The 16515-nt window shown below is 61.0% G+C and carries 14 protein-coding genes; 3 read left to right on the top strand and 11 right to left on the bottom strand.

Going from position 1 to position 16515, the window contains the following annotated elements; all coding sequences use genetic code 11:
• Nucleotides 1-42 precede the first annotated feature (42 nt).
• Together AACY42_RS05550 and AACY42_RS05545 are read left to right on the top strand one after the other, a co-directional pair.
• On the top strand, nucleotides 43-546 hold the full coding sequence (locus AACY42_RS05550; RefSeq protein ID WP_003206376.1) for a M48 metallopeptidase family protein: 504 nt from the start codon (nucleotides 43-45) through the stop codon (nucleotides 544-546).
• A 4-nt stretch (nucleotides 547-550) separates the two neighbouring features.
• A complete protein-coding gene (locus AACY42_RS05545; RefSeq protein ID WP_339477442.1) occupies nucleotides 551-847 on the top strand; it encodes a winged helix-turn-helix domain-containing protein in 297 nt (98 codons plus the stop codon).
• A 129-nt stretch (nucleotides 848-976) separates the two neighbouring features.
• Here the strand turns inward: AACY42_RS05545 and AACY42_RS05540 are convergent, their stop codons facing one another.
• Nucleotides 977-1429 (bottom strand): GNAT family N-acetyltransferase, encoded by a 453-nt coding sequence (locus tag AACY42_RS05540; RefSeq protein WP_339477439.1) that lies wholly within the window; start codon nucleotides 1427-1429, stop codon nucleotides 977-979.
• A gap of 262 nt (nucleotides 1430-1691) precedes the next feature.
• Here AACY42_RS05540 and AACY42_RS05535 point away from each other — a divergent pair, with 262 nt between their 5' ends.
• Complete coding sequence (locus AACY42_RS05535) at nucleotides 1692-2429, top strand: substrate-binding periplasmic protein (RefSeq protein WP_339477436.1); 738 nt, start codon at nucleotides 1692-1694, stop codon at nucleotides 2427-2429.
• Nucleotides 2430-2552: 123 nt separating this feature from the next.
• On the opposite strand, the gene yccS is transcribed toward AACY42_RS05535, so the two are convergent.
• The 10 genes from yccS to betA all read right to left on the bottom strand — a co-directional run bounded on the left by yccS (nucleotide 2553) and on the right by betA (nucleotide 16457).
• Entirely contained in the window at nucleotides 2553-4736 is a 2184-nt protein-coding gene (yccS, locus tag AACY42_RS05530) for a YccS family putative transporter (protein ID WP_339477433.1), read from the bottom strand.
• 289 nt (nucleotides 4737-5025) lie between these two features.
• A complete protein-coding gene (locus AACY42_RS05525) occupies nucleotides 5026-6204 on the bottom strand; it encodes an NAD(P)/FAD-dependent oxidoreductase (RefSeq protein WP_339477430.1) in 1179 nt (392 codons plus the stop codon).
• Nucleotides 6205-6326: 122 nt separating this feature from the next.
• Nucleotides 6327-7664 (bottom strand): ATP-dependent RNA helicase DbpA, encoded by a 1338-nt coding sequence (dbpA, locus tag AACY42_RS05520; RefSeq protein WP_339477676.1) that lies wholly within the window; start codon nucleotides 7662-7664, stop codon nucleotides 6327-6329.
• Between the two features lie 350 nt (nucleotides 7665-8014).
• Entirely contained in the window at nucleotides 8015-9442 is a 1428-nt protein-coding gene (mdtD, locus tag AACY42_RS05515) for a multidrug transporter subunit MdtD (protein ID WP_339477427.1), read from the bottom strand.
• Nucleotides 9443-9551: 109 nt separating this feature from the next.
• Nucleotides 9552-10889, bottom strand: coding sequence for a TldD/PmbA family protein (locus AACY42_RS05510; RefSeq protein ID WP_339477424.1), 1338 nt, complete (start codon nucleotides 10887-10889; stop codon nucleotides 9552-9554).
• Nucleotide 10890: 1 nt separating this feature from the next.
• Entirely contained in the window at nucleotides 10891-12333 is a 1443-nt protein-coding gene (locus tag AACY42_RS05505) for a TldD/PmbA family protein (RefSeq protein ID WP_339477421.1), read from the bottom strand.
• A 167-nt stretch (nucleotides 12334-12500) separates the two neighbouring features.
• Nucleotides 12501-12842, bottom strand: a complete 342-nt coding sequence (locus AACY42_RS05500) for an AzlD domain-containing protein (RefSeq protein WP_339477419.1) — start codon at nucleotides 12840-12842, stop codon at nucleotides 12501-12503.
• Nucleotides 12839-13564: an AzlC family ABC transporter permease gene (locus tag AACY42_RS05495; protein ID WP_339477417.1), complete on the bottom strand. Its 726-nt coding sequence runs from the start codon at nucleotides 13562-13564 to the stop codon at nucleotides 12839-12841. Before AACY42_RS05495 ends, AACY42_RS05500 begins: the two co-directional genes overlap by 4 nt.
• Complete coding sequence (locus AACY42_RS05490) at nucleotides 13561-14568, bottom strand: hypothetical protein (RefSeq protein ID WP_339477414.1); 1008 nt, start codon at nucleotides 14566-14568, stop codon at nucleotides 13561-13563. Before AACY42_RS05490 ends, AACY42_RS05495 begins: the two co-directional genes overlap by 4 nt.
• A 185-nt stretch (nucleotides 14569-14753) precedes the next feature.
• On the bottom strand, nucleotides 14754-16457 hold the full coding sequence (betA, locus tag AACY42_RS05485; protein ID WP_339477411.1) for a choline dehydrogenase: 1704 nt from the start codon (nucleotides 16455-16457) through the stop codon (nucleotides 14754-14756).
• Nucleotides 16458-16515: the final 58 nt, after the last annotated feature.

The following is a 16515-nucleotide window of genomic DNA, read 5'->3' as shown; positions in this document are numbered from 1 at the left end:
ATTCGCTACACTGGCGGCCTCTTGTGACTGTGTTGCCCCTTGATGACCGCGCTCAAATACCTCCAGGCCTACCCCGCCGCCCTGCAAGCCCAAGTGCAACAATTGATCGCCCAGGACCGACTGGGCGATTACCTGCAACAGCGCTATCCGGGCCGACATCCGATCCAGAGCGACAAGGCCCTGTACGGTTATGCGCTGGACCTCAAGCAACAATACCTGCGTAACGCGCCAGCCATCGACAAGGTGTTGTTCGACAGTCGCCTGGACCTGACCCACCGCGCCCTCGGCCTGCATACCGCGGTGTCGCGGGTGCAGGGCGGCAAGCTCAAGGCCAAGAAGGAAATCCGCATTGCGGCGCTGTTCAAGGACGCGGCGCCGGAGTTCCTGAAGATGATCGTGGTGCACGAACTGGCGCACTTCAAGGAGTCGGACCACAACAAGGCCTTCTACCAACTCTGCGAGCACATGCTGCCGGGGTATCACCAGTTGGAATTCGACCTGCGGGTGTACCTGACCTGGCGGGATCTGCAGCCCCATAAGGAATGACCGAATGGATGTCAGCAAGACCAAGACCAGCTTCTACCGTCGCTTGTACGTGGCTTACCTGATCGACAGCGGCGTCGCCAGCAACGTCCCGGCCCTCACCGAAACCACCGGTATGCCACGGCGCACCGCCCAGGACACCATCGCCGCGCTGGCGGACTTGGATATCGTTTGTGAGTTCGAGCAAGAGGACGGCGCGCGCAATCATGCCGGGCATTATCGGATTCGCGATTGGGGGGCGATCGATCGGGGGTGGATCGAGGGGAATTTGCAGCGGATCAAGGCGGTGCTTGAGTACCCGTAGGAGCCGCGTAGGAGCTGTGTAGGAGCTGACGAGTGCAACGAGGCTGCGATCTTTCCCCAGACGCTTGAATCTCAAGCGAAAGCGAAATGCGAAAGCTCAAGATCAAAAGATCGCAGCCTGCGGCAGCTCCTACGGCCGATGCATGCCAATGTGCGGAATCCCATCCTCCAGATATTCCACACCCACCACTTCAAACCCGTACCGCCCGTAATACCCCTGCAAATGCGCTTGGGCCGACAATGAAATCGACGTGCCGGGCCAGTGCTTCTCGGCCTGCTTGAGCGCCTGCTCCATCAGCGTGTGACCCAGCCCCTGGCCGCGTGCTTGCGGCGCGATGACTACGCGCCCGATCACCACGTCACTGTTTTGCGAGTGCGGGTCGAGCAAGCGCAGGTAGGCCACCAGGTGGTTGTCCTGCCAGGCCATCAAATGGCAGGTGTCGCCTTCAAGGTCCAGGCCGTCCACGTCCGGGTAGGCGCAGTTCTGTTCGACAACGAACACTTCGGCCCGTAATTTGAGGATGGCATACAGCTGTTCCTTGCTCAGGTTACTGTGATGTTTACAGACCCACTCGATATCCATTTTTTTTGAATTTCCTGAAGAACCTGATGCCGATATTAAGCGAGCTTGGCCCAGAAGTCTCTTTCTCGGTCGAGTGGAAAATCTGTGATAGAGGCTAAAATGCCATCATTCCTGTGTCGCTGTGCTGTCGTCTTTGTGTAATCTTCGTGACAGCCCTGCGCAGCGGTTCCAATAAGCTAATGTTAGGACCGGATATCTGAGGATATCCGTTGAGTTTCGGCTAAAAACAAACCGGGCTTTGAACCCGTCAAGGACGTTTGGCATGCCGCGATTGCATCGAGCTCTTGCATTGATCGGGTTGTTGTTGCTGAGCTACGAGGCCTGCGCGCAAAAGCTGCGTCTGGTCGCTGATGCCTGGCCGCCGTTTACCGATTCCACGTTGATCAATGGTGGCCTGGCGACCGACATCGTCAGCACGGCCCTGGCCCGGGCTGGCTATGCTACGGACTTTGAACTGGTGCCCTGGGCCCGGGCGATGCTGGGCATCGGCGAGGGCCGCTATGACGTGCTGGTCAACGCCTGGTACAGCGAGGATCGCACTCATATCGGCCAGTTCTCGGCCGAGTATCTGCTCAACCGTGTACGTTTCATCAAGCGCAAGGACGAAGCGGTCCAGTTCGACAGCCTGCAACAGCTGCGGGCCTATCCCATCGCCGTAGTGCGCGGTTATGCCTATGCCAAGGACTTCGATGAAGACCGGCAGATGCAGAAAGTCCCAGTGCATAACTTCGTCATGGCGGTGCGCATGCTGGCTGCCGACCGTGTGAAGTTGACCCTGGAAGACGAGTACGTTGCCCGCTATTACCTGGCCCGTGAATCCGCCATGGTGCGTAACGCCGTGGAATTTTTGCCCAAGGCATTGAGTGAAAACAGCCTGCACATCCTGGTCAGCCTGAAGAACCCGGAGCACGAGCAGATCGTGGCGGGGTTTGATCGGGAGATCGCGGCGATGAAGGCGGATGGGAGTTATGCGCGGTTGCTCAAGCAACATGGGATGTGAGCTTATTTGAAGGTTGAGTTGCCTGGACTGGCGTCTTCGCGAGCAAGCCCCACACACATTTGGAATGCGTACTCCTGTGGGAGCGGGCTTGCTCGCGAAGGGGCCGGCCCTTCACCACAACCCTCAAGCCTCGCCAGTGTCCTTGACCAGATGCGCCGCCAAGGTCCGCAACGGACCGAGCTGACGGCAGATCAACCCCAACTGCGTCTGCACCAACCGCTGTCCTTCGTCAATTTCATCGGGCATCTGCTCAAGCTCATTGGCCAGGGCTTCCTCCTCGTCGCTTTGAACCACAATGGGCGTTTTACTCGCCAGGCCCTGGGCGATTTCGTCGATGCTCGCCGCCAGTTTCACCCCGGCACCGTCGATCAGCTGTTCGCGTACTTCGGTTGGCAGCTCGGTGCCCCGGTGGGCGCCCAGGCCTGACAAGTAACTGAGCAGGGTGTGGGACAACACCAGGAAGCGGAAGCCCACATCGGCTTCCTTCCGGAAATGCCCCGGCTCCATCAGCATATTGGCCAGCGTGGTGGACAGCGCGGCATCGGCGTTGTGGGCGTTGCGTCGGGCCAGGCGATAGGCCAGGTCGTCGCGCTTGCCGGCGGCGTATTGCTGCATGATCTGGCGCAGGTACGTGCTGTTGCAGGTCAGCGTATTGGCCAGCACTTTGTTCAGCCGACGACCCTGCCAGTCGGGCAGGAACAGGAAGACCGCAAGCCCGGCAATCAGGCTGCCGAGCAAGGTATCGAACAGCCGCGGCAACAGCAGCCCGTAGCCGTCGCCCACCTGGTTGAAGCAGAACAGCACCATGACGGTGATCGCTGCCGTCGCCAGGGTGTAGCGGGTGGTGCGGTTGGTAAAGAACACCACCCCGGCGGCAATGGCGAAGCTTGATTGCACCAACGGGTTGGGAAACAGATCGAACAGCGCCCAGGCCACCGTCAGGCCGATGGAGGTGCCGATAATCCGCTGGCCGAGCTTGCGCCGGGTGGCGCCGTAGCTGGGCTGGCAGACGAACAGCGTGGTGAGAATGATCCAGTAACCCTGGGACGGGTGGATCAGATGCACCATGGCGTAGCCCACGCTCAGGGCCAGGGGCAGGCGCAGGGCATGCCGGAACAGCAGTGAAGTGGGCGTGAGCTGGGTGCGCAAGCGCAGCCAGACATCCTTGAGGTTGCGCGGCGAGCGGTCGAGCAGGCTGCTGTCGGTGGCGTCGGCCAGGGCGTCGGGGTTGCTCGCGTCGCTGAGCAGGCGGTCCATGGTGGCAAGATTGGCCGACAGGGCTCGCAACGACCGCAGCAAGCCGCGCCAGGCCGGGTTGCTCTGGATGCGCAGGTGTTCGAGGGACGCGTGCAGGTCGTTGAGGGCCTCGGCAAAGGTGTCGTCGTAGACGAACGGCTGGCGCAGCTGGATCGACTCGGCCAGTGCCTGGCAGGCCTTGCCTTGCTGGCGCAGCAGGCGCTGGCAGCGGAACAGCACGTCGCTGTGGAAGAAGGCCTCGGCCAGGGCATTGTAGGGGTAGTGAGAAGAGCTGGCGCGTTCGTGGATGTCCTGGGCCAGGAAGTACAGTTTCAGGTACCGGCTGACTTTCGAGCCGGGGCGGCCATTGCCCACGCGGTGCAGGATGATTTCCTTGGCGCTGTTGAGCGCAGCGACCACCCGGCCGTTTTGCTGGGCCAGCTCCAGGCGTCGGCCTTCGACGTCCAAATGGCGGATCGGCTCCAGGAGCGACGATTTGAGTTTCAGGTAGCGCCCCAGCTCGCGAAACAGCCGCGCCAGGCTTTGTTGCACCGGTTGGTTGGAAAACAACGCCTGCCACAGTACCGACAGCAAGCCGTACCACGCGGCACCGGTGACCAGCAGCAGGGGTTCATGCCAGAAATCCGTGACTGCGCCGCCGCGCTGGTCCACGCCGATCATGGTGTAGACCGAAAGAATCAGCGTGGCTGAGGCGATGGCGCCATAGCGCTCGCCCAGGGCACCAAGCATGGTCAGTCCAAAGGCTGCCAGGGCCAAGGCGATGATGAACAGGATGGGGTAGGGGAACAGCAGTTCTACCGACAGCGCGGCAACGCTGAAGCACACCAATGTAACGGCCAGCGCATTGAGGCGGCCCTGCCAACTGTCATCGGTCTCGGCCAGCGCACTGGCGATGATGCCCAGGAACAAGGGAATCAGCAGCGCCATTTCATCCAGGTACCAGCACAGCCCCATGCTGCCGGTCAGGGCGATGAAGACCCGCACGCTATAACTGAACTTATCCAACGCCCAAAGGCGACGCAAAGATTGGCTAAACGAGTTCGCTGACATGAAGTGCATAGGCCTGACGGGCAATGACGCTAAATTGAGGCAGTAATGACGCCGACGCAATGGCGACGATCACATCCGACAGCAAAAAGTGTTCCGGCATGTACCCCGAACCTCTGTGGGAGCTTGCTCGCGATGGCCTGTAGGAGCTGCCGAGCGAAGCGAGGCTGCGATCTTTCCCCTGACGCTTGATTCTCAAGCGAAAGATCCAAAGATCGTCCGAACGCGGCCCGAACCTTCGGCAGCTCCTACAGAGCCAGCGGGAGCAAGCTCCCTTGCCACAAAAGCAGGCTCAGGCGTACTGCGCCGCCGCATACCCCGACGCCCACGCCCACTGGAAGTTGAACCCGCCCAGGTGCCCGGTGACGTCCAGCACTTCGCCGATGAAATACAGGCCGGGGCTTTTCAGCGATTCCATGGTCTTGGACGAGACTTCCCGGGTGTCGACGCCACCCAGGGTGACTTCGGCGGTGCGGTAGCCTTCGGTACCGGCGGGGACGACGTTCCAGCTCGCCAGTTTCTCGGCGATGTCTGCCAGCTCCGCGTGGGTGTATTGCTTCATGGGTTTGGACGCGAACCAGGTGTCCGCCAGCAGATTGGCCATTTTTTTGGTGAACAACTCGCCCAGCAACGTTTTGAGTTCGCTGTTGGGGCGTTCGGCCTGCTGCTGTTGCAACCATTGCGGTACGTCGTGGTCGGGTAACAGGTTGATCTGAACCGTGTCCCCCGATTCCCAGAACGAGGAAATCTGCAGGATCGCCGGGCCGCTGAGGCCGCGGTGGGTGAACAGGATGTTCTCGCGAAAGCTCTGGTCGTTGCAGCTCACCAGGCAATCCACCGACGTGCCCGAGAGTTCGGTGCACAGGCTCTTGAGTTGATCGGTGATGGTGAACGGCACCAGGCCGGCGCGGGTCGGCAGCAACGCATGGCCAAACTGTTTCGCCACCTGATAACCGAAACCGGTCGCCCCCAGGGTCGGGATCGACAGCCCGCCGGTGGCGATCACCAGGGACTGGCAGGCGATGGCGCCGAGGATGGTTTGCAGCCGGTAGCCGCCGTCGGCTTTTTCGATCTGCGTGATCGAGGTGTCCAGGTGCAGGCTGACGCCGGCCTCCTCGCATTCCTCCAGCAGCAGGCCGAGGATGTCGCTGGACTTGTTATCGCAGAACAACTGGCCGAGCTTTTTCTCGTGATAGGGCACGCCGTGCTTGGCCACCAGGGCGATGAAGTCCCATTGGGTGTAGCGGGCCAGGGCCGATTTGCAGAAGTGCGGGTTTTGCGAAAGGAAATTGCCTGGCTCGGTGTACATGTTGGTGAAATTGCAACGCCCGCCGCCCGACATGAGGATTTTCTTGCCGGCCTTGTTGGCGTGGTCCAGCAACATCACCTGCCGCCCGCGCGCGGCCGCGGTCAGCGCGCACATCAATCCCGCGGCGCCAGCACCAATGATCACGACTTCGGTAGAGCGCAAAACGGTGTCCTCACACAAATTTAATATTCACCGACAAACAATGTGGGAGCGGGGTGTGTGGGAGCAGGCTTTGCTCCTACACAGTCCGCTCCCACAAGGGATCTTTGTAGGGGGGCGATCGGTTACAGGATCCGCACCCGCAACGAGCGCCCCTTGATCTTGCCATCGTTCAGGCGTTGCAGGGCCTGTTTGGCGATCCCGCGTTCCACGGCTACATAGGCCTGGAAATCGAAGATCGCGATTTTGCCGACCTGGGCACCGGGGATGCCGGCCTCGCCAGTCAGGGCACCGAGGATATCGCCGGGGCGGACTTTGTCTTTGCGGCCGGCGCCGATGCACAGGGTACTCATGGTCGGTAGCAGCGGGCCGCCGCCCTGGGGCTTGAGGTTGTCCAGTTGGTCCCAGCTCAGGGGCGACTTCTGCAGTTGCTCGATGGCCTGGGCGCGGTGGGCTTCGGACGGCGCCACCAGGCTGATGGCGATGCCTTTCTCACCGGCGCGGCCAGTGCGGCCGACGCGGTGGATGTGGATTTCCGAGTCCCGGGCCAGTTCGACGTTGATCACCATGTCCAGGGCATCGATGTCCAGGCCGCGGGCCGCCACGTCGGTGGCCACCAGCACCGAGGTGCTGCGGTTGGCGAACATCGCCAGTACCTGGTCGCGGTCGCGTTGTTCCAGGTCGCCGTGCAGGCCGACGGCCGAGATGCCCTTGGACGTCAGGTGGTCGACGGTTTCCTGGACCTGCTGCTTGGTGAAGCAGAACGCCACGCAGGAGGCCGGGCGGAAATGCGCCAGGACCTTGACCACGGTGTCCATGCGCTCCTCGGGGGAGATTTCGTAGAAGCGCTGCTCGATCTGCGCGTCGGAGTGGAACGCCTCGGCCTTCACTTGCTGCGGGTTACGCATGAACTTGGACGACAGTTGCTTGATGCCCACCGGGTAGGTGGCGGAGAACAGCAGCGTCTGACGGCGTTCCGGGGTCTGCTGGATGATGTCTTCGATGGCGTCGTAGAAACCCATGTCGAGCATGCGGTCGGCTTCGTCGAGGATCAACGTGTTGAGGCCGTCCAGGACCAGCGAGCCCTTGCGCAGGTGCTGCTGGATGCGCCCTGGCGTGCCGACGATGATGTGGGCGCCGTGTTCGAGGGAGGCGATCTGCGGGCCGAAGGACACGCCGCCGCACAGGGTCAGGACCTTAATGTTGTCTTCGGCGCGGGCCAGGCGACGGATTTCCTTGGCGACCTGGTCGGCCAGTTCACGGGTCGGGCACATCACCAGCGCCTGGCAGCCGAAGAAGCGCGGATTGATCGGGTTCAGCAGGCCGATGCCAAAAGCGGCGGTCTTGCCGCTACCCGTCTTGGCCTGGGCGATCAGGTCCATGCCCTTGAGGATCACCGGCAAGCTTTGCGCCTGGATCGGCGTCATCTGGGCATAACCGAGTGATTCGAGGTTAGCCAGCATGGCGGCGGACAGCGGCAAAGTATTAAAAGCGGTGGCAATGGTGGTCACGGGACTGGCCTGCAAAACAAAATGTCGCGCAGTGTAGCAGCCTCGTGCCACTTTCTTCGAAAGTTCTGGACGAGCTGTGGCGCAGGTCTGAAGCGGGCGAATTCCCTGTGGCGAGGGAGCTTGCTCCCGCTGGGCTCTGTAGGCGCTGGCGAAGTCTGCGATCTTTTGATCTTTCGCTTGAGATTCAATGTTTTGGGAAAGATCGCAGCCTCGTTGCACTCGACAGCTCCTACACAGCTCCTACACAGCGCCTACACGGCACCTACATAGCTTCGAGGCTCCAGTGGGGGGGATTTCGCCCGTTAATGTTCGACATGTTCATCCGGACGTTTCACTCGTCGCCCGTCTTCGCGCGACAACTGGGAAAAAATCGTTGCCGCCAGCATCGCCATGACCCCCACCGTCACGAACGTCAGCTGGAACGCCCCCAGCACGGTCTCTACCCCATCGTTGCCCACCTGGGCGGTAAAGCCGCCGAGCAGGGCGCCGGCGCAGGCCACGCCGAGGCTCAGGGATAACTGGGCCACCACCGACAGCAGGCTGTTGCCGCTGCTGGCGCTGGCGTCGTCCAGGTCGATCAGGGTCACGGTGTTCATCGCGGTGAATTGCAGCGAGTTGATCGCCCCCAGCACCGCCAGTTGCGCCAGCAGCAGCCAGTACGGCGTCTGTTCGTTGACCAGGCCCATGCTTGCCAGCATCAGGCCCAGGGCCAGGGTGTTGGCGGTCAGGACGATGCGATAGCCCAGGCGTTCGATCAGCGGCCGGGCCACGGACTTGGCAACCATGGCCGCCGCCGCCAGGGGCAGCATGCTCATCCCGGCCTGGGACGGTGAATAGCCCAGGGCGACTTGCAGCAGCAACGGCACCAGGAACGGCAGGGCGCCGCTGCCCAGGCGCGCGAACAGGTTGCCAAGAATGCCCACGGCGAAGGTCCGGGTCTTGAACAGTGACGGTGGGAACAGCGCGTTCTCGACGTGCCCGGCCCGCAACCAATAGGCCGCCAGGCAGGCCATGCCGCCGAACAGCAGCAACATCACCCGCAGGTGCGGCAAATGCAGTTCACCCAGGCCTTCCATGGCGATGGTGATCAGCACCATCGCTGCGCCGAACAGCAGGAACCCCAGCCCATCGAACCGCGTCCGTTCGCTGCCACGCAGGTCGGGGATGAACTTCCACACGGCATAACAGCCGATCACGCCCACCGGCAGGTTGATGATGAAGATCCAGTGCCAGGTCAGGTACTCGACCATCCAACCGCCCATGGTCGGCCCGATCAGTGGGCCGAGCAGGCCGGGGATGGTGATGAAACCCATGATCCGCACCAGTTCCGAGCGCGGATAAGCTCGCAGCACCACCAGCCTGCCCACCGGCAGCATCAGCGCACCGCCCAGGCCCTGGATGACCCGGGCGCCGATCAGCATGCTCAACGAACTGGACAAGGCGCACAGCAACGAGCCGAAGCTGAACAACAGGATCGCCCCGAAGAAAATCTTCTTGGTGCCGAAGTGGTCGGCGATCCAGCCCGAGGCGGGGATCAACAACGCCACGGTGAGCATGTAGGCAATGATCACGCCCTGCATGCGCAACGGGTTTTCCGCCAGGTCGCTGGCCATGGCGGGCAGGGCGGTGTTGAGGATGGTCCCGTCCAGGGACTGCATGAAGAAGGCAATCGCCACCACCCACGGAAGCCAGCGGGCGGTGACGGCGTCGAGCGGTGCGCGGTCGGGCATGGGGCCTCTGGTTTGTGTTCGGGTGTCTGTTGGCGTCATCGCGGGCAAGCCTTGCTCCCACCTGTACGGCGCACATCCTGTGGAAGCAAGGCTTGCCCGCGATGCTCTTTTACAGCGTCAAGGTCAACCGCTTGACCAGCGCCCCCGGCAGCAACATCGAGGCTGTGGCACGCTGGCTGTAGGTGCTGGCCGAGAGCAGCAGTTCCCGCTCTCGGGTCAGGCCTTCGAGTTGCGAGCCGAGCAGGCTGTAGACGCTGTCGTCGAAGCGCATGGTACTGACCGGCGCTACGATCCGGCCGTTCTCGACCCAGAACGTGGCGAAGCGGGTCATGCCGGTCAGGCGGGCGGCCGGTTGGTCCGAGTAGTTCAGGTACCAGAGGTTGCTGATGTACAGCCCGGTGCCGAGTTGCTCGAGGATGTCTTGTTGCTCCAGTTGCCCGCCCTGCATGTCCAGCGCCGTGGGGTATTCGTAGCTGCTGGCGCCGTTGGCGGTGAGGCCGTATTCGGCGGCGCTGCGAGAGTTGACCAGTTGCGCATTGGCCGTGCCCTTGGCGATCAGCTCCAGGTCGTCACGGGGATAGCCTTCGTCGGAAAACGCCGGGCTCAAGGAGCCACTGACCTGCTCGCTCAGCCACACGTTGGGGCTCAAGCCTGCTTCGTGGGCGTAGAACTTCTGCAACGGGCTCTGCTTGCTGGCAATCGCCTGGGCCGAGAAACCGCCCCAACTGAGCATGCCCATGATCTCTTCCAGGGCGGCCGGCGCCAGGTAGGCGCGGTACTCGCCGGGCGGCAACGTGCGCAACGGGAGGCCGAGAAACGCCAGTTGCTCGCGGGCCTGCTCGAAGCGTCGGGCAAATCCTTCGCTGCTCCACGCATGCCCGGCGTAGCTGGCTTTCACCGCCTGACCGTTTTCATGGAAGAGGCTGAAATCGAAGTTGAAGCTGTTGGCCTGGTGCCAGCCGAACGCTCCCGACGAACTGGCGAAACCTCGGCTGATGGGCCCGGCCGCATAGAATCCCACCAGGTCCAGGCCTGCGGCGGCGCGGGTGATTTGCGCCACGGCCTGCTCAGTGTCCGGCAGTGGATGGTCCTGCACGTTATGGCTCTGCCAGTGGTTGTGGTTGAGCAGCAGATACGGATCGCGGGGCAGCAGCGGCAAGGTTTCGCGCAGCTGTTGCAGGCCTTCGGACAGGCGTTGCAGGTCGGTCTCGGTGTCGCCGGACAGGGTGATCTGCAAGTCGGCGTGGCGTCCGGCGTCGATCAATTTGAAATTGATATTGGCCTGCTGCACCTGCCCGGCCTGGCGCACCTTGGCGTGGTTGAAACGCACGAAGGCCGAGGACTCGGCGGCATAGCCTAAGGTGAACTGTTCCGGCTCATGCAGGGCCGCGCGCAGCCAGTCGACCAACACTTTGAATGCTTCGGCCTGAGTATTGACGGTGCTCATATCAGGCATCCCCCCCAAACACATCAACGTTGCTGAACACGCAGGCCGGCGACGCATGGCCGACGCGGATAGCCTGGTTCGGTTCGCCCTTGCCACAGTTCGGCGTGCCCAGGACCTGGAGGGTACTGGCATCGCCCACGGCGCGCAGGTTCTTCCAGAATTGTGCGGAAATGCCGCGGTAGTTGGGGTTCTTCACCACACCCGTGAGCTCACCGTTCTCGATCAACTGGCCCCATTCGCAGCCGAACTGGAATTTGTTGCGGGCGTCGTCGATGGACCACGAGCGGTTGGTGCGCATCAGCACGCCGCGCTCGGTGCCCTCGATCAGTTGCTCCAGGGACTGGTCGCCGGGTTCGATGTTCAGGTTCGCCATGCGGTCGATGGGCGGACGATTCCAGCCGCAGGCGCGGCTGTTGGCGACACCGTCGAGGCCGGCGCGAAACTGGGACAGTGCACCGCCCAGTGGACGCAGCAACAGGCCTTCACGAATCAGGAACTGTTTGTTGGCGGCGCTGCCATCGTCGTCATGGCTGTAGCTCGCCAGTTCTTCGGGAATGTTCGGGTCGAAGGTCACGTTCAGCAGGTTGGAACCGTATTGCAAGTGGCCGAAATCACTGGTCTTGACGAAGCTTGTGCCGGCGTAATTGCGCTCGTCCCCCAGGATGCGGTCCAGCTCCAGCGGATGACCGATGGACTCGTGAATCTGCAGCATCATCTGGTCGGGCATCAGCAGCAGGTCGCGGGGGCCTTGGGGCGTGTTTGGCGCCAGCAGCAATTGCAGGGCCTGGTCGGCGATTTTCAGCCCGGCGCCAATCAGGCCGCTACGACTGATCACATCGAAGCCGCCTTGCTGGCCGAAGTTTTCCCGGCCCAGGGTGCGGGTCTGGCTGTCGTGCCCGTCGAAGGCGGTGACTTCCAGGGCCGGGTAGATGAAGCGTTGAGCCTGGCGCAGTTCAGCGCCAGCACTGTTGAGGTAGATCTGCTCGACCTGGGTCAGGCCGATGCTGGCTTGCCAGTTCACGAGGCGCTCGTCCTGGGGCACTGCGGCTGACTCGTCGCCGAGTAACTGGTAGCAATCGCTCAGTGGCGCGAAGGCCTGGTCGAAATTCGGCGAGAAATAATCGGCGCGTTCGCTGGACACCGCTTGCTCACGCAGGTCCAGCAGGGCATGGGGCTTGAGCCCGCGAGCATGTTGCTCGGCGCGTTCGAGTGCCGCTTGCAGGCCGACCTGGGACAGGTCGTTGGTAGCGGCATACGCCTCGACCCCGTTGACCCGCACGGTGAGCATCGCCCCTTCATCACGGCCCAGGCTGGGTGGTTCGGCGACATTCTTGCGCACTGACAGGTGCTGGCCGGACTCGCGCACGTAACGCAGGGAAAAGAATTCAGCGCCCGTGCGCAAGGCAGCAAAACGCTGCTTGAGCTGGGGGTGGAAGTCGAACATGGAACCTCCTTGTCTGGAGTGGCGATGCAGCGAGGTGCGGCGTGTTGACGCGGCGGCTCTAGAGTAGGCCTGGGCGGGGGAGGGATCAAGAAGAGGTCGAACACGATACCTTTGGCGCGAGAATAAACTCTCGTCAAAGGTATTTGTATGCTGGGTCGGAATCGAGGCTAATGGAGGTAAAGGAGCGCGGCGAGGTAAGCCAGCAGACAGGCGAAGAAACTGGGCAGTATTCTTTTTGTTTTTATGACCACGACAAAGGCTAACGACAACAGGACCAGTTTCACCCCATCGAGCGTCTGGAACTCCTGCACCAGGCTTAACGCATCGCGTTTATCGAAGGCGGTGTCATAGACGATGACGCCCAGCATCGCTTGTGCGCTGTAGCTGATGAACCGATACAACGACCCCTCTGTCTGCGTGAGTGCCGCGCTGTTCTTGAAGACAAACGGCAGGCCGCGAAAAACGAAGGCGCAAAGCGCCGAGAAAACTATCAGGAGCCAGAGCGTCATGGCGTTGTGGTCTCCCTGGCCTTGCGTCGGTTTTCAACCAACACCATGCCGGCTCCGATGACAAACGGTGTCAGGAGCAGGCTGTAGTCCCTGAACATCAGAACCAGCAATGGCGCGCCGATGAACCCAAGCCAATAGCTCGATACCTCTGCATAATGAGGCCAGTGCTTCCCTGCCAGAGCCGTGAATTGGAGGGGCAGCAACATCGCCATGGCCGCATAGACGAACGGTGACGCAAGCTCTGCACCGGCTATGAAACCGATACAAGTGCAGATGATCGACACGACGAATATGGGCAGCCCGACACCGATCATGTAACTGAAGGGGTAGTCGTTTCGATGTTTCAGGCGGGTCATGAACGCCGTAAAGATCGACGGGGTGATCAGAATCAATGAGGCGGTGATTTTTGCGGTGGAGGTGTCTCTGATGTGTGGTGCTATCGCCGCCGAGAGCAAGACGAATCTGGCGTTGAGTACGATAATGATTGGAACCAGCAACCAGCCATCATGTGGGTTTTGTACGAGCAAGAACTGCAGTGGCGTGGAAAAAATCAATAACGTCGTCGCCAGGGTCTGGCCCCAGGACAGGGTTTGCGTGGCACCGAGAATACCAATCGATAAATAAAGAAAAACGAATGCGATACCAAAGGTAACGGCATCGCGAGCGCCTTCTTTGAAGACCCTGTGCGGCAATGAGTTTGTCGGCTGTATATCGGCAGTCATGGGTTGTCCTCTATGACGCCAGGGCTTTCGTCCAGCGGGTAATAGTATTTTCTGGGGCCTTTGCTGCGAAATAGCAGGCGCGGTGTCGTGCCGAGGGTCGGTGTAGCCGAGTGTTTGCGAACTGTGTCGACACTGATATTTAGCGTCGGTCGGGCATGCAGGAGCTTGTGGTTGGCCATGATCAGGAAGGTGCCTGTTTGCGCTGTAGATACGTGATGCCTGGCGTGGGCGATCCCGGCCCGCATTTTGTCCAGGACGTGCTGCCCACCATTGATCGCGCGCATGCGTTCGCCACAGTGCTGGTCAATACGAAAGTCCAGCGAAAACTGATAGCCGTAAAGTGAGTCATAAGTGACGATGTTGCGAATTCGTTCCTTGAAACCATTCACGTTTTTACCGGAAGTAAATATTGCTTGCATAGTGAGCAGCGTTGCCAGTTCGTCGTCACTGAGATTGTCGATCAGGTCGCGAGGGAAGTAATAAGTCGTCGGTGTATGGGTAGTGTCGCGACATACTGTCAATGCCAAATAAACAATATGCATATGTTCATACAGGTCGTCGGAGTGCGGCGTGATATCTCCGTAGCCATTACCCCATTCTTTGTATTGCTCTGCCGATGGTTTTAGATAGAGCGCCTTGTGCTCCTCATAGTCATATTTGATATCGGTCAGGTAGAACAGCTCTGCCAGCGCTTCGTGTGCGGTAAGTGCAAGCTTTGGGGAGTCCAGCCTGAAGATATTCTTGATGCATACCGCTGCCACGCCTTCATCGGCCAGGCCGACCTTATCGAAGTACAACGTGTCTTCGTTGCGCAGGTAGGTTTGGAAAAGGCACAGCAATTGCAATTTAAGTGTATGGGTGGGTTGATGATTATTCCTCATCCACCATGACTCAATGGCACCGTTCAAGTAACCAAAGTCAAGGTTAATGCAGGTTTCTTTATGTATCCGTTCACGAAAATCGCTGACGACTGACGGAGCATCTGCCGTAATTTGGTCCTTCAATTACTGCAATCCTAACTGTATTGAAAAGTGCGCGGATAGTAGAGAGGGGGGGTTAACTTGACAAGTTTATATATGTTGCCGAATTTTATTTTCGCTGGGTCGGGAGGGCGACTGGCGATTGAAAAAACAGGCACAAAAAAACCGCCATTTCATAAGGATTGGCGGTTTTTTGTGCCTGTCGAATGTTACTGGGCAGAGTTGCTAACCTCACGCATTGGCTTGCCCTTGACCGGTGCGCTACCGGCCACGTAGTACGGCGCGGTGCTGCGTGGCAGGGGCTTGCGGCCGCGGATCTTGTCGGCGATTTTCTCGGCGATCATGATCGTCGGTGCGTTCAGGTTGCCGGTGGTGATGATCGGCATGATCGAGGCATCCACCACGCGCAACCCTTGCATGCCATGCACGCGGCCTTCGCCGTCCACCACCGCCATGTCGTCGGTGCCCATCTTGCACGAGCAGGACGGGTGGAACGCGGTTTCGGCATGCTCGCGGATGAACTGGTCCAACTGCTCGTCCGTCTGCACCTCGATGCCCGGGCTGATCTCACGACCACGGAACGGATCGAGCGCCGGCTGCTGCATGATCTCACGGGTCAGGCGGATGCCATCGCGAAACTCCTGCCAGTCCTGCTCGGTCGCCATGTAGTTGAACAGGATGCTCGGGTGCTGGCGTGGGTCCTTGGACGTGGCCTGGATACGGCCGCGGCTTGGCGAGCGCATGGAGCCCATGTGCGCCTGGAAACCGTGTTCCTTCACGCCGTTGCTGCCGTTGTAGTTAATCGCCACCGGCAGGAAGTGATACTGGATGTTCGGCCAATCGAATTCCGGACGGCTGCGGATGAAGCCGCCGGCCTCGAACTGGTTGCTGGCGCCAATGCCGGTGCCGTTGAACAGCCACTCGGCACCGATGGCCGGCTGGTTGTACCAGAGCAGCGAGGGGTACAGGGAAACCGGTTGGGTGCAGGCGTATTGCAGGTACAGCTCCAGGTGATCTTGCAAGTTTTCACCGACACCCGGCAGGTCGTGGACCACCGGGATGTCGAGGCTTTCCAGCAACTGGGCCGGGCCGACGCCGGAGCGTTGCAGGATCTGCGGCGAGGCGATGGCGCCGGAGCACAGCAGCACTTCCTTGCGCGCCCGGGCTTCGACGCGCTCTTCAGCGGCGCCCACCAGGTAACGCACGCCGACTGCACGTTTGCCTTCGAACAGAATCTTGTCGGTCAGGGCGTGGGTGACGATGGTCAGTGTCGAGCGCTTCTTGGCGATGTCCAGGTAACCGCGTGCGGTGCTGGCCCGGCGACCGTTGGGCGTGACGGTGCGGTCCATCGGGCCGAAACCTTCCTGCTGGTAGCCATTGAGGTCTTCTGTACGCGGGTAACCGGCCTGTACGCCGGCTTCGACCATGGCGTGGAACAGCGGGTTGTTGCCGGCCTTGGGCGTGGTCACGCTGACTGGGCCGTCGCCGCCGTGGTAGTCGTTCGGGCCGATGTCGCGGGTTTCGGCTTTACGGAAATACGGCAGGCAATCGAGGTAGGCCCAGTCTTCCAGGCCCGGCAACTTGGCCCAGTTGTCATAGTCCAGGGCGTTGCCGCGGATGTAGCACATGCCGTTGATCAGCGAAGAACCACCCAAGCCCTTGCCGCGACCGCATTCCATGCGGCGGCCATCCATGTGTGGTTCCGGGTCGGTCTCGTAGGCCCAGTTGTAGCGTCGGCCTTGCAGCGGGAACGCCAGGGCGGCGGGCATTTGTGTGCGGAAGTCCAGGCGATAGTCCGGGCCGCCGGCTTCGAGCAGCAGGACGGTGACGCCTTCGTCTTCGGTCAGGCGGGTGGCCAGGGTGTTACCGGCCGAACCGGCGCCGATGATGATGTAGTCGAATGTTTGGGACATGAAATGCACCCTCTTTTGAATGGGTTCAGGTCAGACCTTGCGAGTGCTTCGCACTCGA

It is taken from the genome of Pseudomonas sp. RL_5y_Pfl2_73 (assembly GCF_963970515.1).
Lineage (GTDB): Bacteria > Pseudomonadota > Gammaproteobacteria > Pseudomonadales > Pseudomonadaceae > Aquipseudomonas.
This window is presented reverse-complemented; position numbering and strand designations above follow the sequence as displayed.

Coding starts and splice junctions, on each gene's coding strand:
- AACY42_RS05540 (WP_339477439.1), bottom strand. CDS start 1,429: ATGGATATCGAGTGGGTCTGTAAACATCACAGTAACCTGAGCAAGGAA.
- AACY42_RS05545 (WP_339477442.1), top strand. CDS start 551: ATGGATGTCAGCAAGACCAAGACCAGCTTCTACCGTCGCTTGTACGTG.
- AACY42_RS05550 (WP_003206376.1), top strand. CDS start 43: ATGACCGCGCTCAAATACCTCCAGGCCTACCCCGCCGCCCTGCAAGCC.
- AACY42_RS05535 (WP_339477436.1), top strand. CDS start 1,692: ATGCCGCGATTGCATCGAGCTCTTGCATTGATCGGGTTGTTGTTGCTG.
- dbpA (WP_339477676.1), bottom strand. CDS start 7,664: ATGCTGGCTAACCTCGAATCACTCGGTTATGCCCAGATGACGCCGATC.
- yccS (WP_339477433.1), bottom strand. CDS start 4,736: ATGTCAGCGAACTCGTTTAGCCAATCTTTGCGTCGCCTTTGGGCGTTG.
- mdtD (WP_339477427.1), bottom strand. CDS start 9,442: ATGCCCGACCGCGCACCGCTCGACGCCGTCACCGCCCGCTGGCTTCCG.
- betA (WP_339477411.1), bottom strand. CDS start 16,457: ATGTCCCAAACATTCGACTACATCATCATCGGCGCCGGTTCGGCCGGT.
- AACY42_RS05495 (WP_339477417.1), bottom strand. CDS start 13,564: ATGACTGCCGATATACAGCCGACAAACTCATTGCCGCACAGGGTCTTC.
- AACY42_RS05505 (WP_339477421.1), bottom strand. CDS start 12,333: ATGTTCGACTTCCACCCCCAGCTCAAGCAGCGTTTTGCTGCCTTGCGC.
- AACY42_RS05510 (WP_339477424.1), bottom strand. CDS start 10,889: ATGAGCACCGTCAATACTCAGGCCGAAGCATTCAAAGTGTTGGTCGAC.
- AACY42_RS05500 (WP_339477419.1), bottom strand. CDS start 12,842: ATGACGCTCTGGCTCCTGATAGTTTTCTCGGCGCTTTGCGCCTTCGTT.